This window comes from Streptomyces sp. NPDC054883 (assembly GCF_053610645.1).
The window spans coordinates 96,330-120,203 of record NZ_JBSGYT010000014.1 but is presented as its reverse complement, the minus strand read 5'-3'; the positions used below and the strand labels follow the sequence as shown (position 1 = coordinate 120,203).

The following is a 23,874-nucleotide window of genomic DNA, read 5'->3' as shown; positions in this document are numbered from 1 at the left end:
GCGAGGCTACGACGAGAACGGCAGGCCCGACTTCGGCCTGGACGCTCCGACCTCTCCGCCCGCCTCCGTGGAGTTCTTCTCACCGACCGCCGAGGAGATGGAAGCGGCGGGCAAGACCGTCGCGACAAACAAGTTCGGGGGGGCAGTGCTGCCGCGCGGGCTGCAGGGCGTACGTGGCGCCGGGGCAGGGGCAGCGCATCAAGCTGCGCAACAGCTGGATGGTGCGGCACAAGCCCGGGGAATGCCCGTTCCCCAGCACCACCTCGACAGCCGCGAACCAGGCCCCGAGTGCGCAGGCGGCTCCTGTCACCCGCGAGACGGATGAGTCGGCCACCGGGTATTTCACCAAGCAGGTCCCGGCCACGGCTACGGTCCCCGCCGCGCGCAAGCCCGGTGAGCCGCTCACCGGGTACTTCACCGCCCAGTTCGGTGACGACCAGGGCGACTACGTGACCATCCGAATCCTCAGGCAACCGGACGACTCCAGGTTCAAGCCTGGCTCGCTCGTCGCGAGCTACCTGCGCGGGCGCGACAACGAGACGGACTACACCAAGTTCGCCCATCTGGATGAACAGGGGCAGCCCCGGATCTGGAAGTTGTACGCCGCCAACGCGCGACTGCGCGCCGCGCTGGCGGCTGTCCTGGGCGACCAACGCGGCGCGGGAGAGGCTTGGGCGAGGCAGTCCAAGCGGTGCTGGCGATGCGGGCGGCTGCTGACGACCCCTGACTCCCTGGAGCGCCTGATGGGCGAGGAGTGCGACGCGAAGATGTGACTAGGTGAGGGTGGCGAGCCTGCGGTCGAGGCGTCCCATGGCCACCCGGTCGGCCATGGCCGTGCCGATCGGGAGCAGCTTGTCGACGGTGCTGGCGAGGTCGTCTTCGGGCTGCAGGATGGTCATGCGGGAGGACTTCTCGCAGGGCTCCTCTCCCGCCTTCATCCGCTGAATCGCCGTGCGCAGCAGGTAAGCCGAGACGACGTGGTCCGGCAGGCTCAGTTCGTCGGCGATGCGTTGGGCTTCGTCGGTGAGTGGCGGCGGGACGTATGCCTGGATGGTCAGTGCCGCGTCGAGGATCTGGTTGACGCGGCGGTGCAGGCGGTAATCAAGGTCGCGCCAGTTCCAGAAGTCGTAGATGGTCTGGACGAGGTCTCGTAGGTGCTGGCGCAGGCGCGGGGCGACACGGGCGCAGATGCGGTCCCGCTGTTGCTGGTCCTCCTCGAAGAGGACTGCGGGGGCGGCGGTGGTGAGACTGGTCCAGAGCGGGCGTAGGTCGTTGACTGCGCCATGGGCGTCCATGCGTGCGCCAACGCGCTCCCAGATCGGTGCGGCGCTGCCACAGATGATCAGCAGGATGCAAGTGATGATGCAGATGTTGGATCCGATGTCGACGAGGAGTTCACCGCCGAGGAAAGGCCTGTCGAAGAGTCTGGCGATCAGGTATCCGGAGCGGATGACGCCGTAGAGGGCACCGAAAGTGCAGCCCATGACAAGGGCCTGCATGCTGCGCTTGAAGGCACCCCGGGTTTCGGGGTGGTCGGCGGCCGACAGGCACATCAGAGCCGCGCTGACCATGCCGAAGACGAGGTACGTGTAGAAAAGGAGGAGGTGCAGGGAACCCCAGAGGTGTCCTGCCTGCTGGAAAATGTAGTCGGCGTCCTCGGCGCCCACGCCGCTGCGTCGGGACGACAGGGGGAAGATCGCGGTGATCACGATGATGACGCACCAGGTAAGGACCCGGCGCGGCCGGTTGCTGATGACGCGGCGGTAGGTCGGCTCGCTGGAGCCGTCCATGCGCCCGGGTACCACGCTGGTGACCCATCGCAGGAGTCCGGCCACGGCGGCGATGCCGATCAAGTGCTTGGCCAGGGTGGCGATGTCATCGATGCCGGTGAGCGAGTACAGGACGTCTCCGATGCCGCTGATCCTCATGGCCATAGACAGGTCGAGTGTCACGAAAACGAACCACAGGGTGCGGGCTCTGGGGCTTCGCAGGGCGGCGGGGGCCCGGCGAACCACTTCGACGGTGAGGAGGGCGACGACAATCCAGGCAAAGAGGTCGGGTGTGATGGTCACCAGGAGCCCTTGGTGTCGAGGGCCTCGCGCATGTTGGCGAGGAGCCTGTCCGATTCGGGCTGTGTCTTGAGCCAGCGGGAGGTGAAATAACTGAACTCCTCCGCTCGCCGCTCCCGGTCCTCGTCGAAGTGTGTGCGGCACATGGAGGCGGCCCACAGTTCCGGGCTGGTGTGCTTGCAGGCGCTGGCGAGGAGTTTGACGAGGTCGCGAAGATCGAGCTGCTCCGGCTCGTCTCCGTTGACCATGTGGCCCATCTCGTGGCCGATGATCTGGTCGAACTGGACGCCCGTCGCGCTGGGGTGGACCCATACGAGGTCGACGCCGTTGCTGGGGAACCACATGCCGCTGGGGCCTCCCGGGGAGGCGACGTCCGCATCACGGCTTATGGACAGGCGATTGCCACGGGCTTGCTGTACGTACTCGCGGAGAAGCCCTTCTGAGGTGAGGGGCTTCTGCGGCAAAACAAGATCGTTAAGTATCTTCCGCCACTCCGCTTTGAGTCCGCGCCCCAGCTTCATCCTCGCCCCCGGGAATGTTGATCACTGAACAAAACTCTTTATGGCACTCAGAGTAAGCCATGACGGTGACATTAGCCCTAGTACGAGCACTCCTTACTGCTGCTCCCGGCTGGCCAGGTCAATGGCCGCCAGCTGCATGTGGATCATCCCCCTGACCGTCTCGGGCGACAAAGCGCTCAGGCCACGCGTGAGGGACGTCAGGAGCTGGGGCGCATCCGTCTGACCGCCTTCCTGCATGGCCTTGACCAACCGGCGGAACTCCGTGACGAGTTCCACTTCCCGTTCGGTGGCACTCGTCTCGGGGGTACCGCCGAAAAAGTAGGCCGGGCTCACGCCGAACCACTGGGCGAGATACTCGACGACGGTCACGGTGGGGTTGTCGCGGTGGCCGTTGACCAGGAGGCTGAGGTAAGCCCGGTTGAGGAGCGGCTTCTCCGCCCGGACCTCGGCAACGGCGGCTTCGATCTCGGCCTCGCTCGCCCCCGCCTCTTCCGCCGCCGCGCGCGCCGCGCAGATTCGGTCTTCGGCGTACAACCGAGAGACGGCCTCGGCGATCTCACTCTTCGGGTACATCGTGCCGTCTGGCCGCCGCTTGAGGCCGATCAGGGTGGCCAGCTTCTCAGCCAGAGTCTTCTGGGGCGCCTCCATGGGTCGCCTCCCCTTCACGTTGAAAAATCTGCCCCTGTGGTCCGCGTGATCCTACCCGTACCGTCGGCCTGAGTTACGTGCCCAGCCTTAAAACGACCTTATCCGTAACTCAAGTTGACACTATGGGGCATCGTAGGTCTACGATCACCCACAGCAAGGGACCGGTCGTGTACGGGGAGGGCGCAAGTGGCAAGCAGTGATCAACTGCAGATTCCGCCCGTCGCGCTGCTGTCCGGTGCCGGTCCAACGGGAGTAAGGGGCGAAGAGACCGCCTCTGCCCTAGGAGCCCTGGTGCCCACTCCCGCGCTTGTACGGACCATCGTCCCGATGATCGCAGGGACGATCCTGTCCTTCCTGGCCACGCACAACGTGAAGGTCGACGACTCCGAGGGACTCCTGCTCGCGCAGGGGTTGACCGGCGCGTTCGCCTTCGCGTACTACCTCGTGGCGTCCCTGCTCCAGACCCGCTGGCCGCTCGCAGGTCTCCTTCTCGGCTCCACCGCCAGGCCGATCTACGAAGGCAAGCACCGCAAGGCCAGCTCCGACCCGGCGACCGCCACGTCGGGATCTCCGGAGGACCGGTTGTAGACCGCCAACTACAGCTGAATGACCTGACCGGAGGTAGGACCCCGGCCGACACCAACTCCCCTACCAAGGAGGTCGGCCGGGGTCCTCTCATTGCGTGGTGGTCAAGAAGTTTGGGTGCCCACTCCAGGGGGCAACGCACAGCCTGCACGTTAGCTGGATTTCGCCGCTCAGTCTATTTGTCGCCAAGTGAGTGGCCGCATTCCGGGTTGGAATGTTCGCCCCATGCCCAACATCCTTGCCCCCAATCCTCCACTCCACACCCCCTTATGCACCGTTCTCCACGAGCCCTTCACAGGTCTAGTCCACGAACGGCCCGCCGGGCACCGCCCGACTTGCTGTTCAACAGCCTCCCAGCTGCCTGAACGGGTGAAGCGCACCAACGCGCTCACCGCCCGCGCAGGAGGACACCCCCGTGCTCAAGTTCGCCACGGCCCAGATCATCGCCGCGTCGCTCGGCGAGCAACAGCGCGTCACCAAAGCGGCCCACCGCGCCGTCTTCGAGTACGAGCCGCGCCCGGGATACCTCTACGTACGATCGCGAGCCATCTCCAGCCGCACCAATGACAACCACGACGAGTTCCCCGCCGAGGAGATCGCGGCGGCTTACCGAAGCTTCGTGGGCAAACCAGTCTTCGTAAACCACGTCAACGGCGACCACCGCAGGGCACGCGGCGTCATCATCGACGCAGCACTCCACAAGGACCGCAATCCGGACGGCACGCCGGACACGTGGGCCGAGGTCCTGATGGAGGTCGACGCCGTCCGCTTCCCCCGGCTGGCCAAAGCAATCCTCGACGGCCACGTCGACCGGACCTCCATGGGCTGCGACGTCGAGCGGTCGGTCTGCTCCGCCTGCGGAAACGTCGCCACCACCCCCGCCGAGTACTGCTCCCACATACCCCGTCTCAAGGGGCAGCGCCTCTTCCGCCAGACCGCGAGCGGCAAGCGAGTGGGCGAGCTGGTCCGCGAAACCTGCTACGGCCTCAGCTTCTTCGAGAACAGCCTCCTGGTGGAACCTCCGGCAGACCCGACCGCGCACTTCCTCGGCGTGGACGCGCGAGGTCTTGGCAAGGCTGCCAGCAAGACGCACGTGGCTCCTGCCCAGTCCCAGGAGACGTGGCAGCAGGGGCACCTCTTCGCCCGGCGCCAGGATGCCGCCGCTACGCCTCTTGCAGTTGAGGCGGCCAGGCCGCAGTACGAGAACCCAGGCGACCACCCGTGGTTCAAGGAGACAGGACTCAGCCACGAACACGTCCTCTCGCACTGGAACCAGGCGACCGACGAGGAAAAGAAGCAGGGCGCCCGCTGGTACCCGGACGCCCACCACGTCGCCAGGGCCATCGCGAAACTGCATCCCGCGATCACGGATGACGCCGAGGCGGCGCATAAGGGCGCGGGTGTGCTGTCGGCGTATTCGCCGCAGCAGAACTGGTGGGCCAACCAGCACAACGCCGCCCGGTCGTTCGTGCAGGGGCATGCAGTCGGCAGGGGCGAGGGGCTCATGGTCATGGGCAGCCACGCCAGCGCCGCCCAGAAAATCATGGACGGCGAGGACCACCAGAAGGTCCTGAAAGGTCCCAAGACTCAGGATTTTGCCCACCTCATCGAGCACGGCGGTATGGACGAGCACGGCGAGCCGTCAAAGCGGGTCGTCATCGACCGCCACGCCCTGTCGGTGGCGGCCGGTCGCCGCCTGAACGCGGACGACGCGAAGGGCTTTCCCTCCGGCAACCGGCACTACTACGAGCACGCCGCCGAGCACTACCGCACCGCAGCCGCCGTCATCTCCGACCGCGAGGGGCGCCACGTGCCGCCGCACGAGGTGCAGGCCGTCACCTGGCTGACCCGGCAGCGCTTGAACTCCGAAGAGGACAAGACGTCCCCAGGCGGCAAGGGCCGCGCCACCGTCATGCGCAACCAGCGCTCCCAGTGGAAAGACCTGGCGGCCGAACACACGCCGCAGCTCCAGGCAGACGACAACAGCCACGTGGCGCGCCTTGTGTCAGCCGACGCGATCCTGCCCGACGGCACGATCGCGCGCATCGCGTACGGGGAAATGAAAGCGCCTGCGGACGTCGACACCCTGCGCGAGGAGAACTGCCCGGTCTGCGGCGACTCCGACACCTACGACGGTGACGCCTGCCAGATCTGCGGATTCATTTCGCCCCCGGCCCAGTTCCGAGACCCCGATCTTGACATGGCCAAGCGCCTCGACCTCCGCAAGCAGGTCGTCGATCCCACGCTGGTCGACGACAACGGGGAACTGCAGAGGGTGGACGGTGCCTCGGCGATGCCCGGCGCCGAGGACCCGCAAGCGCAGATGGCCGACCCGAGTGCGCTCGACGAGGACGGTTCTCTGCCCGACTCTCCGTACGGCGACCAGGCCCTGGACGGCACCCAGCACGGGCCCGCCGTCTCCGACCGCGACGGCGACGGAATGATCCAGCCGGACGAGATCGACCCCGACGGCAACACCAACGTTCAGGACGACCAGATCGACCCCGAGGTGGGTGGACAGGCCGCTCCGCGAGACCTCCCTTACAGGGCTCAGGATCACACCGGGCAGCCCTTCACGCAGGGACCGGACATGCCTGACCGGCCTGATGACCCAGAGGGCCCGGACGCGGCCCTGCAAGACCAGGTCGGCACCCAGGACCAGCCGATGATGGGTCAGCCCGGGGATGGCATCGGGGACCTGCTGTGCCCGAGCTGCGGGTTCAGCGCCGACGCCACACCGCCCCGGACGCAGAACATGGGCAACCCGATGGCTGCCGACGACGGCATCGTGGCGGGTGACGTCTGCCCCAACTGCCAGAAGGCCCAGCTCCTCACACCTGGAGAAGCGCAGGGCGAAGCTTCTGTCCCGCCGCCTGCTGTCCCCGGCGGCTTTCGCGGATAAAGGGGTGCACCACGCCCACGGCATCCGTCGTGAGCAAGACTGGCTTTGAAGGAGTCCCGAGTATGAGCCGTACGCTCATGGCGGCCGTCCAGGCCCAGCAGACCGTCATCGATGACCAGCGCAAGCAGCTCGCTGTCCAGGCCGAGCAGATCCAGCTCATCGCCCGGCTGGCTGGCGTGTCGGCCGAGGTCGACGGCATCGCGAAGGCGGCCGACATCGCCAACCCGGCGCAGCCCATCCCCGACCCGGGCGAGCAGGGCCCCAGCGAGACCACCGAGCAGGCCGCGACGCCCGAGACGAACGACGATGTCCGCTCGCCCGGCCAGACCGGGAACTCCACCAACGGAGTCCCGGCCGCCGCCACCGACACCGCGCTGCAGCCCGGCGGCACGCTCCCGGCAGAGCCGTACGGCAACCTGCAGGACGTCACCGCGCCGGTTTCCGGCACCAACACCGGCGAGGTCGGCGGCGAGCAGACCCGCATCGAATCGGACGTCCGCGTCGGCAACCCGATGGTCCCCGACGTCGCGTTCCCGTGGACGATCAGCGACAACCAGTCCAATAGCGGCCCGCCCTCCGCTGGAGAGATGTCGCAGAGCGGCAAGCCCGCCCCGACCGCGAACCGGGCGTACGCCTGCATGCACCTGGCGCGGCTGCGGATCGAGGCCGGGGTCGAACGCGGCAATGACCTGACCATCGCCGCGAACCTCGAAGCCGACCCCGCGATCAGCGACGAACTGATCCGGCACGAGATCGCAGTGCTCACCAAGCTCACGAGCCGCACCCCGGCTCCCGGGACGGGCAACCCCCGCATCGCCAGCGCCCGCCCCCGCGTCGCACCGTCTCTGGCATCGGCGCCGAGCATGACCGGGTCGGCCGGTGACATCGACGACAGCGACATCTTCCTGACCTGATCCACGACCCATCCAAGGGGCCCGGCGTCTACCGCCGGGCCCCTTCGGCATATCCCCGCCAGAAAATTCCTCACCAGCTTCCTGTCTCACCCCCTTTGGCCAGGCATAGGGGGTGAAGACGGCCTGCCGGTCCCGGCAGCCAAGCCGAGACATGCAGAAGGGGTCACACATGATCCGCGTTCGCGCAGCCAACGCTCACATCAAGCGGACCTTCCGGCCCACGTACGCCTGGACCCAGGCCACCCCCAAGTCGGTCTTCCTCGACCCCGCCTGGGACCGCAGCGTCCAGATCTACCCGGGCATGGTCCTCATGCGCACCACGGGTGAGCTGGTCACCCTCATCAACGGCACCGGCATCCCCTACGGCTTCTGCGGCGACTACATCGGCGGTGACGGCTTCGACCCGCTCTTGGACGTGGGCATGAACGGGACCTCCGTCTGGGTCCTGGGCGCCGACGCCGAGTTCGAGGTCCTCGCGCCCGCGTTCGACGACACCCTCACCTGGACCGACCCCGGCACCGGTGCGGAGGTCCTCATCCACGCACAGACCACGGGCGCCTCCCGGGGCAAGCTCGTCCCCGCCGGAACCTCCGGCGCGTCCTCGCAGCCGGTGGCGCGACTGCTCAAGGTCAACAGCCCTTCCAAGATCACCATCGGCGGCCTGCGCTAAGCGCCCAAAATCCAGCGAGAGGACACAACTCACCATGACCGCAGGGCTCATGACGTCTACCCACAAGGGCGGCGTCGGCGTGACCGCCAAGAAGAGCGACGACTACGTCGCCGACATCCTCGCCCGCCGCGAGGCCAAGGGCAACAGCCCCCTGACGACCGAGGCCAAGCAGCAGCGCCTCCAGACCGTCATGTCCGACCAGTCCACCGGCATCAAGCGCCTCGGCGTCGGCATGATCGGCCCCATCCAGCTCAAGCTCCGCTACCAGGGCATCACCCGCAACGTCCTGGTCGAGGACCCCTGCACCCCCGGCACCCCCGTCGAATACGACGTCTGGGACGACCTCGGCCAGGCGTACATGATGTCCGGCACCGAAGGCGAAGTCCGCATCACGCCCTTCGAAGGCAAGCGCATCCAGGTCCGGTTCTTCCGCATCGCCTCCCGACCCGCGATCCGCAAGGAAGACCTCCTCTACCTGCGCATCAACGCCGTCGAACAGGCGCAGGACGAGACCAAGCAGGCCATCCTCAAGCAGGAGGACTCCCGCCTCGTCACCATCCTCCAGGCCGCGATCTCCGACTACACCGGCCGCTCCGACCACACGGTCACCCCCAACCACGTCATCACCGAGGCGTCCGGCTACCTCACCCCCGGCTCCCTGTACTCCGCCGTGTCCATGACGGACATGCACGAACTGCAGTCCTCGCGAATCCTCATCAACCCCATGGACTACCGGGACATGTACCGGTGGGACATCAACCAGACCGGCTGGGCGTTCAAGGACAGGGTCGTCGCGGGCGAGACGATCACCTCGTTCGGCGAGTTCCAGATGCAGCGATCCATCGTCATCCCCCAGGGCCAGACCTTCCTGACCCCGGACCCCCAGTTCCTGGGCGTCATGCCGGTGCTCTACAGCCTGGACGTCGAGGAGAACCACCGCGTCGAGTCCTTCTGGAAGGGATGGGTGTTCGACGAAATGTTGAGCATGCTGATCCTTAATCCGCGCGGGCTAGCCAAGATCGTTAAGAGTTGATCAAGACGTAACTAGGTCGACTCAGGGAAACCCTTCCCTTCTGATATGCTTTCAGCAGACAGAGGGGGAGGGTTTTCGCATGGGTAGGCCATCGCAAAAAGACCAGCTCATCCAGCAGGTCAAAAAGCTGTACGTCGAGGAGGAGATGTCCCTCGGCGAGATTCGAACGATCACAGGCAAGAGCCAGCAGACGCTGTCCCGCTGGCTGCAGAGTGAAGGCGTGGCCATCGTGTCTCGCCCGCGCAATCCCAACGAGGGACGCACCCCAGAACAGCAGGCCGCGATCAACGCCAAGGTGAGCGCCAACCGTCGAGGAAAGGGAACTGGCCCCCGCAAGGAACACCTGCCCCCGGTAAAGGCGGAGTCCAAGACTGCTCCTCCGGCCAAGGCTGCTCCTCCGGCGATGAAGCAGTGCCACTTCTGCCAGAACAGCTTTGTCCCCACGACGAGGGCCCAGATGCACTGCGACCGGCGCTGTGCCAGGGGAGCGGACGCGGCGAGGAAGTCAGAGCAACAGAAAGCTGTCTACGTGAATGCTCCCAAGCGTTGCAGCTGCGGCACGCCGATCCCCTACGAAGTCCGTCACAGCGTGAAGTACTGCAGCCAGGAGTGCCGGAAGGAGTACGGCAGCTACCGCGAGAAGGACCCGGAGAACTACCTGACGTTCGCCTGCCTGGGCTGCGGCAAGGAAGTAACCCGCCTCAAGAAGTACAGCCCGTACACCAAGTACTGCTCGAACCGTTGCGCAGCCCGTCACACCAAGACCAAGAAGCACATCGTGGTCGACGATGCCATAGTGCTGGACTCCGCGTACGAGGCCCTGCTCTGGGGCCTTTGTGGCGTCCTCAAGCTTTCGATCAAGAGGTATGACCGCGAGCAGGGTGTGGAGTGGCGTGAGGGTGGCTGGTACGCGCCGGACTTCCTGATCACCTGCCACGGCGGCAAGGTGGCTGTGGAGACCAAGGGGTTCCAGGACTCCGAGGACGAACAGCGCTGGGCCGCCTTCCGCGCGCAGTCGGACGTGCCCCTCGTTGTGCTTACCGGAGAGCACTTGCTCGGTCTGTTGGCTTCGCGGGAGGAGCTGCTGGCGTTGTTGGGGTTCAGCGGGTGAGAATGGCGTTTCCGCCAGGGTGACCGCCACACCTAGAAGAGGTACCGCCATGTCCAGGATGCAGACTCGCGCGCTTGATGACTTCTCGCCTGAGGAGTTCGAGTTGGCGCGCCGGTTGTTCAGTCGTGGGCATGGTGTTCAGGCGATATCGGTGCGGCTGGAGCGGTCGTCCTTGGCGGTGGCCGAGTGGGTGCGTGACGTGGAGCGTGGTCCTGTGCAGCGGCGGATGGCTGAGCCGTGGGAGATCGAGTGTGCGCGCCGGATGCGGGCCGAGGGGGTTTCCACGCACGCGATCGCCCGGGAGATGCGTAGGTCGCCCGGTACGGTCGCCTACTGGGTGAGGGATCTGCCGAAGCCGGTGCGTGGTGGCTCGGGCGTCTCTGACCGTCGGAAGCGGGAGCAGCGCGAGCGGCAGGTTGCGCGGAATGAGGCTCAGGAGGGTAAGAGGCTGCTGGCCTTGGAGTTGTACCAGGCAGGGCAGTTGTCGCGTGGGGCGATTGGCCGTCAGGTGGGGGCCGATGTGAGTACTGTGACGAAGTGGGTTGTTGCGGCCGGGCTTGAGCTGAGGACGCTCACCAGCCGGAGGCGTCCTGCGTGATTCGCAGTGCCCGGCGGCCCCCTGGTCCTGGGGGAGCAGGGGGCCGCTTGGATGGCGCACTTTCGGTGGTCATCTCGGCGGGTGACAAGTTCTCACTCTGACACATTCGCGCTCCGATTGGCAGCGGTCCGGGGGAAGTTACCCCCAGGAAAAGATCGTTGCCCGTCATGCTGTCCTGGGCCGCCTGGACGCCCGTAGTGGGTGAGGGTTTGTGGTGGGCCCTCGTGCGGCTCCGTTCTCCGGCCGCCCGCCCGACCCCCAGAGTCCCCCTTCTCTGGGGGTCGAGTGCTGTCCAGGGTGGTGCGCGCTACCCAAGAGGTGACGGAAGTGCCGTCGTCACGATCCTGGAGGCTCTCATGCCCGTGCAGCAGCTCAAGGTCCTCAATCCCTCGAACGGTGTCGTCGTGGTCACCCCGGACAGCGACCGCCCGAAGTCCTATCTCCGTTTCGAGCCCCAGGGCGACGCGGACGGTGGGGACGTCATCTACGTCTCCCGGGACACCGCCATGCAGACGGCCTTCATCAAGGCCGTCAAGCGGGGTGTGCTGAGTGTGGAGGGCATCGAGGACGACCCGGAGCTGACGCACCTGCTCAGCGTGACGTCGGCTGGCCGTACGACGCAGCCTCCGGCGCCGCTGACCGCCCAGAACGTGATCTTCGACGAGAACAACGACTACAAGGCCAGGACGGTCGAGGTCCCCGTGATCATCGAGCCGCTGGCGAAGGTGTGACAGACGTGACCGACCGTACTCATGAGGAGATGCTGATGATGACCGGCACCCTCGATACCACGGGCATCGGTGGCAGCCCGTATGCAGAGCTGACCGCTGTCTCGCACGCGTTCCGCGAGGACGAGCAGGTCGTCTTCTCTATCGCAGGTGCGGACGCGGTCTCCATTCCGCTGGAGGAGCTGCTCGACGACGCGGCGCCCGAGCAGCAGGCGGAGGCGGAGGCGGAGGCGGAGCAGGACCCGGCGCCCGAGCAGGAGGCGGAGCCTGCGCCCCGTAAGGCTGCGTCACGTAGGCGGGGTTCGACCAAGTAGGAGCAGGCCTGCAGGCCTGCTGAGAGCTGAGGAGGAGGGCTGCGATGGCCGCGAGCGACCAGACCAGTACGTATGAGACCGATGGTTCCATCGGGACGAAGGGGCGTGCGGTGCCCGCGCCGGTGCCGGTCGCGCAGCCCGACACCACCGAGGCGGGTCGTGTCAGCGCTCAGGGGTGGGCGCCGGTCTCGACCGCGATGGCCACCACCGTGGACACCCTGGTATCGACGGTGGTGGACAAGTACCCGGCGTACAAGGCGCCGCCGGGGCCTGTGCCCGCCGTGCCCAAGGACACGACGCTGACTGACAGCCCGGTCGGGAACGGCACCGCCGGGGCGGTACCGAATCCGGTTCTGTCCATGACGGGGACGCTGGAATCCGGCAGTATCGGGGCGACACCGGTGGGTTCGACGGCGGTTCCGGTGGCGCCGTCTGCGCCGACTGTGGTCTCGGGGGACCGGTATGTGACGGTCTCGTGGGCGGCCGTCGCAGATCCGTCGCCGAACGCGCCGGTCCTCCAGTACGTGGTCGAGGGAGACTCCGGTGGTCACACCTATGCGGGTCGTGGGCAGACCAGCGTGCGGGTCGACAACGTGACTGGGGGACTGGCGCAGAAGTACCGGGTGCGGGCGGGCAACAGGAACGGCAGTGGCCCGTACGGCCCCTTCTCGGCGTCCTCTGTGAGCCCAGGCAACGAGGACCTCATCCGGCCCGGTTCGATCCCGTCGCACAACGCGGTCAACCCGATCTACAACCAGGACGGGACGATCAAGCGGGGTACCTATGGGGCGCCGACCGCGCCGGGCAAGCCGACGGTGGCGGCGCAGGGCACCGCCGGTACGGCAACGGTCACATGGGCGGCGTCCACTCCGGCCCCTGCGAACTACCAGGTGAAGGCGTCCTCGGGTCAGACTGCCACCGTGGCGGGCAATGTCACCACGGCGAACGTCGCGGGTCTGACGGTCGCCGCGTCCGTCACGTTCACCGTGCAGGCGATCGGGGTGCTGCAGTCGGCGACTTCCCCGGCTTCCAACGCCTACACGGTGGCGTAGTTTCTGCCGCGACTTGCCTGGCGACGCCCCCTCCTGTGGAGGGGGCGTCTTGCTGTCCCCGTGCTGTCTTCCGCCCGAAGGGGTGAAGGCGACACGGAGGAGAGGGCCGCATGTCCGGTACAACACCACGACTCGGGTTGAAGACCTGGGATCAGAGCGATCCCTTTCTCAGGCAGGACTTCAACGACAACAACAGCCGCCTGGACGGCTACCCCGCTCCGTATCTGTGCACCTCGGCGTCTCGGCCCTCGTGGGGGCCGAACCAGTCGGGCATGCGGATCTTCGAGAGCGACACTCGCCGTGAGCTGGTGTGGACCGGCACGTCATGGCGGGAGCTGTTGCAGACGCCGCCGGTGTGGACGGGCGCCGTCTTCCCGAATGTGGCGATGGGGCTTGACACCCACATCTACTACAAGATCGGCCAGGTCACGGTTAACCGGCCCGCTTCGATGCTGGTCTGGCTGGACACCGAGATTCAGTGCCAGTCGATCTACACGATGAACGCCCATTTCCGGCCGCAGGTGGACGGTGGCGACTGCTCGGTCGGTGGCGGCGCCTCGGCGTTCATCCGCGTGGAGCAGGTGCACTCCTCGGGTGGCGGTTGGTCCCGCAACTACATGGTGCCCGCGATGGGCATCAGGAATGTCGGCGTCGGCAGCCACAGCTTCGGCCTCCACATGTTCACCACGCCGTCCTTCACCACGTCGACCGGGTCCATGACCATGGTCGGCGTCCGTGGTGTCGCCATGCTCGTCAACGACCAGGACACGTGATGGACGAGTACACCGACCGCGCGTACGTCTCCCGGTACGGGGCCGCCGAGTTCGGGCTTCGCGTGATGCGCGAAGGGCTTCCCGGTGACGCCGATGGGGCTGTCACCGTCACGCTGCTTCACGACACGCCCTCCCTGCCGGAGGTCTTCTCCCGCGCGGCAGACCATCCGATGGTCGGGGAGTACACGGTGCGTCTCTCCAGTCGGGAGACGGCCACTCCGGGTCCGTACGTGCTGGTGTGGGCGTACAACGTGGGCGGCCTGGAGGAGGAGTGGCGGGTCTGGCTGGAGGTCGGCAAGGCGGCGCCTGAGTACGACGTCCTGACCGGGGAGATGAAGGGGATCATCGAGCAGACCTGGACCCGGTTCTCCGACCTGTTCGACTACGCCACTGAGGGCCCGCACCTGCAGACGTACATCCAGTCCAACTTCGGCAGGAACCGGCTCGCCCAGTTGCTGCGGATCGCTGTCGGCCGCCTGAACACGGTGGCCCAGCCGTTTCAGACGTACACGATCGATGGCGACGGCGGTGCCAGCTTCCCCGTTGCGAAGTGGGGTTCTCTGCTGGAGTCGGCGCTGTACGTGGAGTGCCTGCGGCACCTGGTGCGCAGCTATGTGGAGCAGCCGGAGGTGCAGTCGGGGTCTGGGGTCTCTCGGTTGGATCGGCGGGACTACAAGGACCGCTGGGAGGACGTCCTGGGGGTCGAGGAGCCGGTTCTCAAGCAGCAGCTGGAGCATTTCAAGATCGCCAACATGGGCCTTGGAAGGGCTCGGGTCCTGGTCTCCGGTGGCGCCTACGGGCGGTGGGGGCCCACGCGGCTGCCGCTGTCGCAGGCCGCCCGCCCCAATTGGATGACCCGAATGTACTGAGGAGCGCCATGTCGTACACGATCACCATCAAGCCGGGCCTGCTCGGCGTAGCGCTCCCCAACGGTCGTCTTTGCTCGGGCGGGGACGTCGTAGTCCTCACCGACGCCCAGTACGCCACGTTGAGCGCGACTGCTCCGGCTGCGCTGTTCTCTTCGTCCGTGCACACGGTCGACGGCGCCGACGGAAGCCCCGGTGCGCTGCTGGCGGCCAGCAATCTGTCGGACCTCGGCAGCAAGCCGAGCGCCAGAACCAATTTGGGCCTATCGGCAGCGGCTACCGCGTCGGCGGGAACTCTGGCCGACGTGCTTGCCCCGGCGGCGACTCCTTCGGCCGGATCGACGGGCCGTGTCGCTGATGCCGGACACGTCCACCTGAGTCACCGCTACACGCCCGAGGAACACGGACTGCAGGCCTGGACGGGCGACCCGGGCCAGGCCGGTACGGTCACCGCGCAGACCTCGGCCGGTGTCGCGGGCCGCATCACGCTCGTCAAAATCCCGATCCGTAAGCAGATCACTTGGTCCGAGATCTGGATGGGCGTGGCCGGGGTCGACGCGGCTGCCACCCTCGCGAACAACTACGTGGGCGTCTACGACTCCAGCGGCAGTCTGAAAGCCACGTCGGCCGACATCTCCTCGCTGCTGCTGTCGAATCCGGTGTCGAAGCCGTTCGCCATGGTCGCCCCCTTTGTGGCCGACCCCGGCTACTACTTCATCGCCCTGCTGCTCAACGGCACCTGGACGCAGAACTCACTCACCTTGAAGAGCACCGGCGCGGGCATCACCGCCAACAGCAAGCTCACGGCCCCGAACCTGCGCTTCTCGTCGATCCTCACCGGTCAGACGTCCCTGCCACCGTCCCTCAACCTGGCCAGCCAGACCAGCACGACCATCTCGGGCGGCTGGGGCAGCCAGTGGTACGGGGTGGGCTGATGAGTACGGTGCGAGGGCAGTACGTCCGCGCCCGGCAGGACTGGGCGGTCGACCAAGAGCGGTTGCGGCACGACCAGGCGCTGCACTACCTCGGCGAGTACGCCCTTTTCTGCCTGCTGTGGACAGCTCGCGACCACGATGCGGGCCTGGTCGGGCTGTGCCCCGTGTGCGCGAGCGACCGTGTCTCGCAGGCGTACGGGCAGGCGTCGCGCAACAAGTGCCCGGCCTGCTTCGGGACCCGCTTCGAGGGCGGCTATCGGGCCCTCATCGTGCGCCCGGCCGTCTTCACGGACTCGGATGACTCCCAGTCGTTCACCGCGCGGGGCACCGTGGCGCCGCAGGAGGTGCACCTGGAGACGACGTCGGATTTCCGGGTCCACTCCGGTGACTACGCGATGCGCGCCACGGGCGAGCGGCTCCAGCTTCGCGTCCCCCAGCGGACCACGCTCAGGACCGGCTTCGGGACCCCGTACCAGCGTGAGGTCGCCACCGCCTACAACCTCACCCGGGCAGCCGTGGAAGACCCGGACTCCGTCGCCTACACCATCCCTCCCGCCACGAACAGCTTGATCACCATCTTGTCCCGCTCCGGCCCGACCCCTCCGTCCTTCGCCGACGTCGAGGTCATCAGGGCTCCGCTTATCCCGCTCTACGAAAGGGACTGACCACCACATGTCCAGCCCAATCACCCTGCGCTCCGACGTCACCGTCGAATTGGTCAAGCACACCGCGTCCGACCCCAACGTGGTGGCCGCCGCGCGGGTCTCCACGATCGGCGACAGGTCTCTGCACAGCTGGGAACTCGACGCGGACCCCTCGGCTGGCCTGATCAACTACCTGATGCGCGACCGGCACGGCAGCCCCTTCGAGCACAACTCCATGACCTTCTTCATCAGCGCGCCGATCTTCGTGTTCCGCGAGTTCATGCGCCACCGCGTCGGCTGGTCGTACAACGAGGAGTCCGGCCGCTACCGCGAGTTGAAGCCCGTCTTCTACCTGCCGGGGCCGGACCGCAAGCTGGTGCAGCACGGACGACCGGGAAAGTACGAGTTCGTCGAGGGGACCAAGGAGCAGCATCAGGCGGCCGAGGGGCACATCTGGCATGCATGCGACGAGGCGTGGGAGAGGTACCAGGAGATGCTCGCGGCAGGGATCGCGCGGGAGGTCGCCCGGACGGTTCTGCCGATGGGGACGTACAGCTCGATGTATGCCACCTGCAACGCGCGGTCTCTCATGCACTTCCTCGGCCTGCGGACCACACACGGAGACGCTGTCGTCCCCTCTTTCCCGCAGCGTGAGATCGAGATGGTCGGCGAGCAGATGGAAGCGCTCTGGGCGCAGCTGATGCCTGTCACGTACGCGGCGTTCAACGCCAACGGCCGCGTCGCCCCGTAGGAGGTCCTCCGTGCCGCAGGTCGAGGTCCCCGAGGTTCACCTGGTTGCCCACCCGGACCGCATGATCATGATCGAGAAGGGGCTGCCGCCGAAGCGGGCCCAGGCGGCGGCGCGGGATGCCGTACGAATGGCCCGCCGCCGGATGCCGAAAATGTCGGGGCGTGCCGCGCGCGGCCTCCAGCCGATCTACGGCAAGGGGTACTTCGGTATTCAGTGGGAGAGCCAGGTGGTCTGGTACCAGGACCACGGCACGCAGCCGTTCACCATGAGGTCGCTTGCCGGGAAGACCATCCCGATGTGGATCGACGACCCAACGGGCCAGGAGCGCCGCGACAACCCGAAGGCGAAGGTCCGGGTGACCGAGAGCGGCAAGGTGCAGGTGTTGATCTTCCGGCGGGCAGCCCGGATCGGGGAGCGCAAGAGGGTCTACCGCCGGGACCCGAAAACGGGCCTACGGGTGCTGGTCTCGGACAAGCCCGCCTCCTACCCAGGCGCCCCCGGCCGGATCTCCCGCCGCGAGGCCGCCCAGCCCTGGACGACTCCCGGCCGGAAGCCGGGAGCCATCGCCCCCGGCAACGTCGGCGTCCGGTGGCGGCACCCGGGCATCAAGCCCCGCTCGTTCTTGAACACGTCGCTCACCTCGGCCGCCCAGAAGGCGGGGCTGGTGGCCGAGCGGGCCTACGTGGCCGACAAGGGGTGGCGCAACTACGTGCGCTTGTATGGCGAGGGTTTCCAATAGGAGCGGATTGTGTATCTCACCCGGGTCAAGACGCTGGCGATCGAGGCTGTTCATGCCGCGTTCGATGACGAGTACCCCGTGACGGAGTTCCGGGGTTTGCACTGCAGTCTGGAGTACCCGGTCAAAGCCGTGCAGCTGCCTGAGGTCTGGGTTCGCTACAACGACACGGCGCCGCTGCGGCAATCAGGCGTCGCGCACGTCGAGGATGCCCACCCGGTCTCCGGCGCCCGCATCGCCCCGTACACCCGCTGGCGGTTCGAGGGCTCCTGGGAGTTCGTCATCGTCGCCCTTTCCTCTGTGGAGCGGGACCGCGTCTATGACGAGCTGGTGGCGACGATCGCCTGGTCGGGGTACGACAGTCTGCGGGGCCGGTTCCGCCGGTACCTGGAGGCCAACGACTTGATCGACTTGACGTTGCGAACGGATGAGATCGAGTCCACGGGGGAGTCGGCCGAGCCGGGAACGCCCTGGGGCACCGACGAGGTCATCTACGAACGCACCCTGCACATCGACATGATCGGCGACTTCGTGCCGGACCCCGAGACCGGAACCATCGTGCCTCTGTCAAAGATCCAGGTGGTGCCGACGGCCGATCTCAGCCTCGACGACGGGGCGAGGGGGGAGGGCTTCGGGGATTGGCACTGAGGTCGTTGCTGTCCCGCCTCGATCAGCGGCCCGTAGAGGGTGACAGCAGACGACGAACTGGTGGGTGGCATGCCCGATATCTCCTCCGCGACGTACACGCCGCCGGGCGTGTACGTCAGCGACGCCTCGACCCCGGTCGTCACCCCGCGCTCGGTGTCGACCTCCACGGTGACGATCGTGGGCCCGGCCCTCGGGTATGAGACCACGACGGAGGTGCTGACGGCCTTCTCGGGCACCCCGACCGCACTGGGTCAGCGCGGTGTGTACGCGTCCGCCGTAGTCGGGCCACCCGCCATCGCCGCGCCGGTCGTGCGGACCCTGGCGGGCGTCCTGATGGTGTTCAGCGTCGACTACACCTGGGAGGTCGTGGCGGGCAGCGGCGGCGCGTCGACTGCGATCACCAAGTTCCGGCGGCTGTCGGCGGACGCGGGTGACCTGACGAAGCCGAGCCCCAACGGTCTCAAGGACGGCGACCAGGTCCGTGTCACCTACGCTTTCACTTCCGCCTCGTACTACGAGCCGACCCTGTACGAGGACTACGACCAGATCGTCACGGCCTACGGTGCGGCGCTCGTGGCCGTCGCCCCGAGTGACCCCACCGGTTCGCAAGTAGCCTCCCCCCTGACGCTGGCGTCGAAGATCGCGCTGGAGAACGGGGCAGCGAGCGTCCTGGCCGTACCGACCAACCCGGCCGCCGGGGACTACCGGGCGCAGTTGGCCGCCGCGTACCGGAAGATCGAGGTGGACTACCGTGCCCAGCTGATCGTCCCACTGCTGGTCGACGGTGCCTATGACGCGCACACGGGCACCAACGTGGCCAACCTGCTGGCAGACGTCAAGAACCACTGCGAGACCGCTGCCAGCGACGGCTTCGGACGGATCGCATTCGCCGGAGTGGCGAGGACGTACGACAACACGATCGGCCATGACCAACTGGCGATCCAGCAGGGCAGCAAGCGCCTGGTACTGGCCTACCCGAACCGGATTCTCACGTTCAATTCTGCCGTGAACGCCTCGACCGAGATCGACGGCTTCTACCTGGCGGCGGCGATGGCGGGCCGTCTGGCTCGTAACACGGTCGCGCGGGGGCTGAGTCGTCTGGCCCTGACCAGCTTCACGGGCCTCCCGGCACCGGTCGCGCAGCAGATGACGCGTACGTACAAGAACGGCCTCAGCAAGGCGGGCGTCTGTGTGGCGGAGATCAACCATGCCAACCAGCTGGTGGTGCGCCATGGCCTGTCGACCCAGATGCAGTCGATCCTCACGCAAGAGATCTCGCTGACGCGCATCGGGGACACGCTGCTGCAGATGGTGCAGACCGGCATGGAGGGATCGGGTCTCATCGGTGAGCCGGTCTCGCCGGAGATGACCATGACGGTCAAGTCGGCCTTGGTCGGCATCCTCGAACAGGCAGTGGGAGACGGTGTCATCGTCTCCTACGCGAACGTGCAGGTGCGTCAGCTCAGCGCCGATCCGAGCATCATCGAGGCCACGTTCTCCTACAAGCCCGCCATCCCGATGAACTACATCGTCATCCGGTTCGCGGTCGATCTGAACACGGGCGATACGACGGCGGACGACCCGCAGGCCGCCCCCTGATCCATGTACGGCGGCGCTGACGGGCCGCCTGCCGTACTTCCGAGCGAACCCCGGGGTGAGGGCCCCGGGGTTCGCTGCTGTCCATGGCTGCCCGTAGGGCCGTAGGGGGTGAGACCTATGGATGGGGTGGTGAGCATGCCTGCGGGAAAGGCTCGCGTTACCGGCTCCGGCTACAGCACGTTCGTGTACGCCGGGAAGCCGATCGCGTATTTGATCAGTGTCGAGGACTCCGGGCAGCGGGCCTGGTCTGACAAGGGGCAGGCGTACAGCTTCATTCACCCCATGGGGAGCCGGACGCCCACGGAGATCGCGACGTCGCGTGTGCTCGCGGGCGGGACGCTGCAGCTGACGATTCAGGAGCTGTGGGACCAGGCGCATTGGGAGCACATGGCGGGTCTTGCCGGGACCAGCAACATCGTCGAGATCTTCGATCGGTTGGCTCAGACCGCCAACTATGTGACGGCGCAAACGATCATTAAGCCGCCTGGCACCGAATCGAATCCTTCGAAGTGGCGCGGCAAGATCTACCACAATGTCACGATCGTTGAAATTGCGGACGGGGACACGCTCACCGTCGGTGGCCTGGACGTCGCCAAGCCCGTGGTCTGCGCCTACACCCACACCACCCGACTGCGCTGACCAGGGGAGCAAGCATGAGCGACGCCTACGGCACCTACGACCCCGCCTCCCGGCCGGGCCGCAAGCCCGCACCCCAGGAACCGACTCTCGTGGCAGAGGACGGCAGCGAACTGCCCGCGTTCGACCAGCGTCACACCGAGAGCTTCACGGGCCTGCTCTACATCGGGGCTCTCACCGAGCGGTTCTCGTGGCTGGGCCATGAGTTCATCATCCGCACCCTCGGTGTCGATGAGCAGCTGGCCGTCGCCCAAGTCACCAAGCAGTACGAGGGGATGGCCGGAGGAGAGCAGCTGGCGTATGCGACCGCTGTCTCGGCCATGGCGACGGTCTCGGTCGACGGTGAGGAACTTCCCACTCCGATCGGCGAGGACGGCAAGCTCGCCGAGTGGGCACACCGGCGGTTCGGGTACGTGAAGAGCAATTGGTATCAGTACACGATCAGCGAGGTCTTCCAGAGGTATCTGGCCTTGGAGGACAAGGCGGCGCAGACGGTGGCCGCCATGGGAAAAGCCTTCGGCCCGACGGACTCGACCCCTGGGTAGAGCGCCACTTGCGCATCGCCGAGCGGCGTGGCCTGTTGAGCGGACGTCACGTGTCGGTGGTGCAGCAGTTCGGTCTGGAGCTGCTGATCCTGGCGGACGGGTGGGCGTCGGGCGAGGCCAGGACGGAGCAGTTGCGGTTGGCGCTGGTGTCAGCGGGGGCGGACCCGGCCGAGGTCTTCTCCGACCGGCTGGAGCCCGAGGACGTGGATCCTGCCGACGACGAGGGCCGGGACTTCGACTACTCGGCGGTCGACTGGCAGGACGGGTCCGTCGATGAGTGGGCGCGGCTCCAAGAGGCGCTGGACGGTACGCGCGTCAGGGTCGGCGATAGCGCCCCCATCGGGGGAGAGCCTGTGCGGCCCGACGTGCCGGACGTGGACTTTGATCGGGAGTGGCAGTGAGCAACGAGCAGCAGATGGCAGCCGCCCTGCGTCCGCTCATCATGCAGCTGCAGGCGATGCTGCACCAGCAGCAGATGCAGGCCAACCTGCCGTCCAGCTCTGCGCAGAGCCTGCGCCAGGCACGGCAGCAGATTTTCAACCCGGCATCGCTGTTGGGCGTGCAGCTTCCTGCGCCGGGTGCTCCGACGTCGCAGTGGCTGAACCAGACGGCGGCGAACTTTCTGTCGCAGGTCATTCTCAACCAGCCGCTGCGCAATCCGGGGCCTGCCCCCGCGCAGCAGAGCCCGGCCCCGGCGCCCGGGAACCAGCCTGGGCCGACTCCTCCGGCCCAGCCTCACATGCCGACCATGCCGGTCATGGGATTCCCCAACCCGTACATGTGGGGGGCGCAGCCGTATGGCCCGCATCCGTACAACGGGCCTGTGCCAGGCATCTACCCGGGCCCGGTCGTCGCCCCGACGCATTCCGGCGGCGGGGGATGGAATGCGTCCACGGGTATCGGCTCGTGGGCGAGGTCAAGCCTGCCGATGCTCGGCATGCGGGTCGGCGGACCATGGGGTGCGGTTGCTGGCGCGGCCCTGTCTGCAGCTACCCAGATACCGGCGGAAATCCGCTCGCAGCGGGACAAGAACGCCTACTACCAGTCCATCGAAGGCGGTTCGAACTTCGATGGCTTCGGCGAGCGCATGTCGGAGGAGGCCTATCGTTGGAGCACCTTCGGTGTTCTCTCCAGCGACGAGGCGCGCAAGGCGTTCAAGGGTGTGACCAAGCTCGGCTACAACAGCAAGGTCGAAGGCGGCCCCGGCCGCCAGGACGCCCTGAATTTCGTCTACCACGGCAAAACGGCGTATGGCGCGACGGTAGACGAGAGCCTCCAGGAGCTGCAGGTCGCGAGCAAGTCGGCGTTGACCAGCTTCAAAGACCTCAGCTCGGCCCTCAAGGAAGTCAGTGACAGCGCGGGCAAGGCGGGCGTCAACTCACAGCTCGCCCGCGCCGAGATGACCCAGCTCCTGGACCAGGCGATCAAGGGTGGGTACGGGTCCTCTGCGGTAGGGGTCGCCGAACTGGAAGCCAAGACCAAGGCGTCCTACGGCCGCTCCTTCCAGGACGTGGACGTCTCCGGCCGCATGTCTATCGAGCACGCCTACATGGCGTCGTCCATGGCGGGAATGAGCGTCTCCGACTACCTCACGTCGGGCCCGACGGCCAAGGGCATGGCAGACCAAAAGCTCGACAACGCCGCGATCCAGGGAGTGCTCAAGGCCGGAGTCGAGGCGTGGATCAAGGACGAGGTCGCCAAGGCGGGCGGCAATGTCTCCGAGCAGGTGGCCACTCAGATCGGCGAGGAGCTGATCAGGCGCTTCTACCCCAACGACAGTCCGGCGCTCGCCCAGGTCATCGGTCGAATCTCGGGCATTGGTGGTCTGGCCCAGGACCCGGTGAAGGCCGCTACCTGGATCGTCCAGCAGTACAACGGCAAGGGTGCCGCCGCCACGGCCGGATCCATGAGCGCGCAGGACAAGGAGAAGGAGAAGACCGCGAGCGCCAAGAACGGCGTTCGCACCAAGACCGGGGAACTGATGCGCGCGCCCATGAACGAACGCGGCCCGGATGCCGGGAAGATCCCCCTCGGTGGCGACTTGGACAAGGAGAAGACAGGCGGATTCCTCGGCATCGGCGGTGACAACTCCGACGCCTACAACGCGTACCAGGACTGGCACAAGAAAAACGGCGGGCAGGAAGACCCGGTCGTCTACGCCCTTCTGAACAAGATCCACGGGGACGACAAGTCCAAGGTCGCTATCACCACGAAGGACGGCAAAAAGGTCGTCTCGCTGGCCGACGCGATCAAACGGCACCGCAACGAACTCGCCTCCGGCAAGGCGGTCGTCGTCGAGGGCGACCAGGCAGGCAAGTCGGTCGCCGAGATCCTCGGCAAGGACAAGGTCGACGCGCTGCGCGACTTCTCCTCGGAGGCCCAGGCCGATGAGAAGGCCGGGGAGTCGTACAGCCAGTGGGAGAAGGCGCATTCGAAGAAGGACAAGAGCGGCGAGCAGCGCTTGGAGATCAGTCTCAGCGCCGAGGCGCGTCGACTGCTCACCGTTCTGGACTCCACGGGGGTCAGCGGGTCCTCCGCGACCGCGAACCCCCCGTTGAGTCCTTTCGCCTCCAACCCCAGCTACCAGGAGTAGGCG

Annotated in this window: 26 protein-coding genes; 23 read left to right on the top strand and 3 right to left on the bottom strand. The window is 66.8% G+C overall.

Features of this window, described 5'->3' with window-relative positions:
• The first annotated feature begins 218 nt into the window (after positions 1-218).
• Positions 219-773 (top strand): DUF6011 domain-containing protein, encoded by a 555-nt coding sequence (locus ACWGH1_RS13665; RefSeq protein ID WP_453408676.1) that lies wholly within the window; start codon positions 219-221, stop codon positions 771-773.
• On the opposite strand, the gene ACWGH1_RS13660 is transcribed toward ACWGH1_RS13665, so the two are convergent.
• The 3 genes from ACWGH1_RS13660 to ACWGH1_RS13650 all read right to left on the bottom strand — a co-directional run bounded on the left by ACWGH1_RS13660 (position 774) and on the right by ACWGH1_RS13650 (position 3,238).
• Complete coding sequence (locus tag ACWGH1_RS13660; RefSeq protein WP_453351585.1) at positions 774-2,072, bottom strand: MAB_1171c family putative transporter; 1,299 nt, start codon at positions 2,070-2,072, stop codon at positions 774-776. It abuts the gene before it with no gap.
• Positions 2,069-2,413, bottom strand: coding sequence for a hypothetical protein (locus tag ACWGH1_RS13655; protein ID WP_453351584.1), 345 nt, complete (start codon positions 2,411-2,413; stop codon positions 2,069-2,071). The genes ACWGH1_RS13660 and ACWGH1_RS13655 overlap by 4 nt, the downstream gene beginning before the upstream one ends.
• A gap of 270 nt (positions 2,414-2,683) precedes the next feature.
• Entirely contained in the window at positions 2,684-3,238 is a 555-nt protein-coding gene (locus ACWGH1_RS13650; protein WP_453351583.1) for a hypothetical protein, read from the bottom strand.
• A gap of 327 nt (positions 3,239-3,565) precedes the next feature.
• Here ACWGH1_RS13650 and ACWGH1_RS13645 point away from each other — a divergent pair, with 327 nt between their 5' ends.
• The 22 genes from ACWGH1_RS13645 to ACWGH1_RS13540 all read left to right on the top strand — a co-directional run bounded on the left by ACWGH1_RS13645 (position 3,566) and on the right by ACWGH1_RS13540 (position 23,871).
• Entirely contained in the window at positions 3,566-3,826 is a 261-nt protein-coding gene (locus tag ACWGH1_RS13645; protein WP_453351582.1) for a hypothetical protein, read from the top strand.
• 412 nt (positions 3,827-4,238) lie between these two features.
• The gene (locus ACWGH1_RS13640; protein WP_453351581.1) at positions 4,239-6,725 is read left to right on the top strand and encodes a DUF7178 family protein; all 2,487 of its coding nucleotides are present in this window, start codon (positions 4,239-4,241) and stop codon (positions 6,723-6,725) included.
• A gap of 62 nt (positions 6,726-6,787) precedes the next feature.
• Complete coding sequence (locus tag ACWGH1_RS13635; protein ID WP_453351580.1) at positions 6,788-7,639, top strand: hypothetical protein; 852 nt, start codon at positions 6,788-6,790, stop codon at positions 7,637-7,639.
• 169 nt (positions 7,640-7,808) lie between these two features.
• Complete coding sequence (locus ACWGH1_RS13630; protein WP_453353187.1) at positions 7,809-8,309, top strand: hypothetical protein; 501 nt, start codon at positions 7,809-7,811, stop codon at positions 8,307-8,309.
• Between the two features lie 34 nt (positions 8,310-8,343).
• Positions 8,344-9,342, top strand: coding sequence for an HK97-fold major capsid protein (locus ACWGH1_RS13625; RefSeq protein ID WP_453408675.1), 999 nt, complete (start codon positions 8,344-8,346; stop codon positions 9,340-9,342).
• A 79-nt stretch (positions 9,343-9,421) separates the two neighbouring features.
• The gene (locus ACWGH1_RS13620; protein ID WP_453353185.1) at positions 9,422-10,453 is read left to right on the top strand and encodes a hypothetical protein; all 1,032 of its coding nucleotides are present in this window, start codon (positions 9,422-9,424) and stop codon (positions 10,451-10,453) included.
• A 49-nt stretch (positions 10,454-10,502) separates the two neighbouring features.
• On the top strand, positions 10,503-11,051 hold the full coding sequence (locus ACWGH1_RS13615) for a hypothetical protein (protein ID WP_453353184.1): 549 nt from the start codon (positions 10,503-10,505) through the stop codon (positions 11,049-11,051).
• Between the two features lie 356 nt (positions 11,052-11,407).
• A complete protein-coding gene (locus ACWGH1_RS13610; protein WP_453353183.1) occupies positions 11,408-11,782 on the top strand; it encodes a hypothetical protein in 375 nt (124 codons plus the stop codon).
• Between the two features lie 5 nt (positions 11,783-11,787).
• Positions 11,788-12,093, top strand: a complete 306-nt coding sequence (locus ACWGH1_RS13605) for a hypothetical protein (RefSeq protein ID WP_453353182.1) — start codon at positions 11,788-11,790, stop codon at positions 12,091-12,093.
• A gap of 44 nt (positions 12,094-12,137) precedes the next feature.
• The gene (locus ACWGH1_RS13600; RefSeq protein ID WP_453353181.1) at positions 12,138-13,145 is read left to right on the top strand and encodes a hypothetical protein; all 1,008 of its coding nucleotides are present in this window, start codon (positions 12,138-12,140) and stop codon (positions 13,143-13,145) included.
• A gap of 110 nt (positions 13,146-13,255) precedes the next feature.
• Positions 13,256-13,918 carry a hypothetical protein gene (locus ACWGH1_RS13595; RefSeq protein WP_453353180.1) on the top strand — a complete coding sequence of 221 codons (663 nt, stop codon included), beginning with the start codon at positions 13,256-13,258 and terminating at the stop codon, positions 13,916-13,918.
• Positions 13,918-14,787 (top strand): hypothetical protein, encoded by an 870-nt coding sequence (locus ACWGH1_RS13590; protein ID WP_453353179.1) that lies wholly within the window; start codon positions 13,918-13,920, stop codon positions 14,785-14,787. The genes ACWGH1_RS13595 and ACWGH1_RS13590 overlap by 1 nt, the downstream gene beginning before the upstream one ends.
• 8 nt (positions 14,788-14,795) lie before the next feature.
• Positions 14,796-15,719, top strand: a complete 924-nt coding sequence (locus ACWGH1_RS13585) for a hypothetical protein (protein ID WP_453353178.1) — start codon at positions 14,796-14,798, stop codon at positions 15,717-15,719.
• Positions 15,719-16,384: a hypothetical protein gene (locus ACWGH1_RS13580; protein ID WP_453353177.1), complete on the top strand. Its 666-nt coding sequence runs from the start codon at positions 15,719-15,721 to the stop codon at positions 16,382-16,384. The genes ACWGH1_RS13585 and ACWGH1_RS13580 overlap by 1 nt, the downstream gene beginning before the upstream one ends.
• A gap of 7 nt (positions 16,385-16,391) precedes the next feature.
• A complete protein-coding gene (gene thyX, locus ACWGH1_RS13575; RefSeq protein ID WP_453353176.1) occupies positions 16,392-17,114 on the top strand; it encodes an FAD-dependent thymidylate synthase in 723 nt (240 codons plus the stop codon).
• Between the two features lie 10 nt (positions 17,115-17,124).
• Entirely contained in the window at positions 17,125-17,853 is a 729-nt protein-coding gene (locus ACWGH1_RS13570; protein ID WP_453353175.1) for a hypothetical protein, read from the top strand.
• A 9-nt stretch (positions 17,854-17,862) separates the two neighbouring features.
• Complete coding sequence (locus tag ACWGH1_RS13565) at positions 17,863-18,498, top strand: hypothetical protein (protein WP_453353174.1); 636 nt, start codon at positions 17,863-17,865, stop codon at positions 18,496-18,498.
• Positions 18,499-18,567: 69 nt separating this feature from the next.
• Positions 18,568-20,097, top strand: coding sequence for a hypothetical protein (locus ACWGH1_RS13560; protein WP_453353173.1), 1,530 nt, complete (start codon positions 18,568-18,570; stop codon positions 20,095-20,097).
• Between the two features lie 129 nt (positions 20,098-20,226).
• The gene (locus tag ACWGH1_RS13555; RefSeq protein ID WP_453351430.1) at positions 20,227-20,736 is read left to right on the top strand and encodes a hypothetical protein; all 510 of its coding nucleotides are present in this window, start codon (positions 20,227-20,229) and stop codon (positions 20,734-20,736) included.
• 14 nt (positions 20,737-20,750) lie between these two features.
• Positions 20,751-21,278: a hypothetical protein gene (locus ACWGH1_RS13550; RefSeq protein ID WP_453351431.1), complete on the top strand. Its 528-nt coding sequence runs from the start codon at positions 20,751-20,753 to the stop codon at positions 21,276-21,278.
• Between the two features lie 35 nt (positions 21,279-21,313).
• Positions 21,314-21,679 carry a hypothetical protein gene (locus tag ACWGH1_RS13545; RefSeq protein ID WP_453351432.1) on the top strand — a complete coding sequence of 122 codons (366 nt, stop codon included), beginning with the start codon at positions 21,314-21,316 and terminating at the stop codon, positions 21,677-21,679.
• Positions 21,676-23,871, top strand: a complete 2,196-nt coding sequence (locus ACWGH1_RS13540; protein ID WP_453351433.1) for a hypothetical protein — start codon at positions 21,676-21,678, stop codon at positions 23,869-23,871. Before ACWGH1_RS13545 ends, ACWGH1_RS13540 begins: the two co-directional genes overlap by 4 nt.
• Positions 23,872-23,874: the final 3 nt, after the last annotated feature.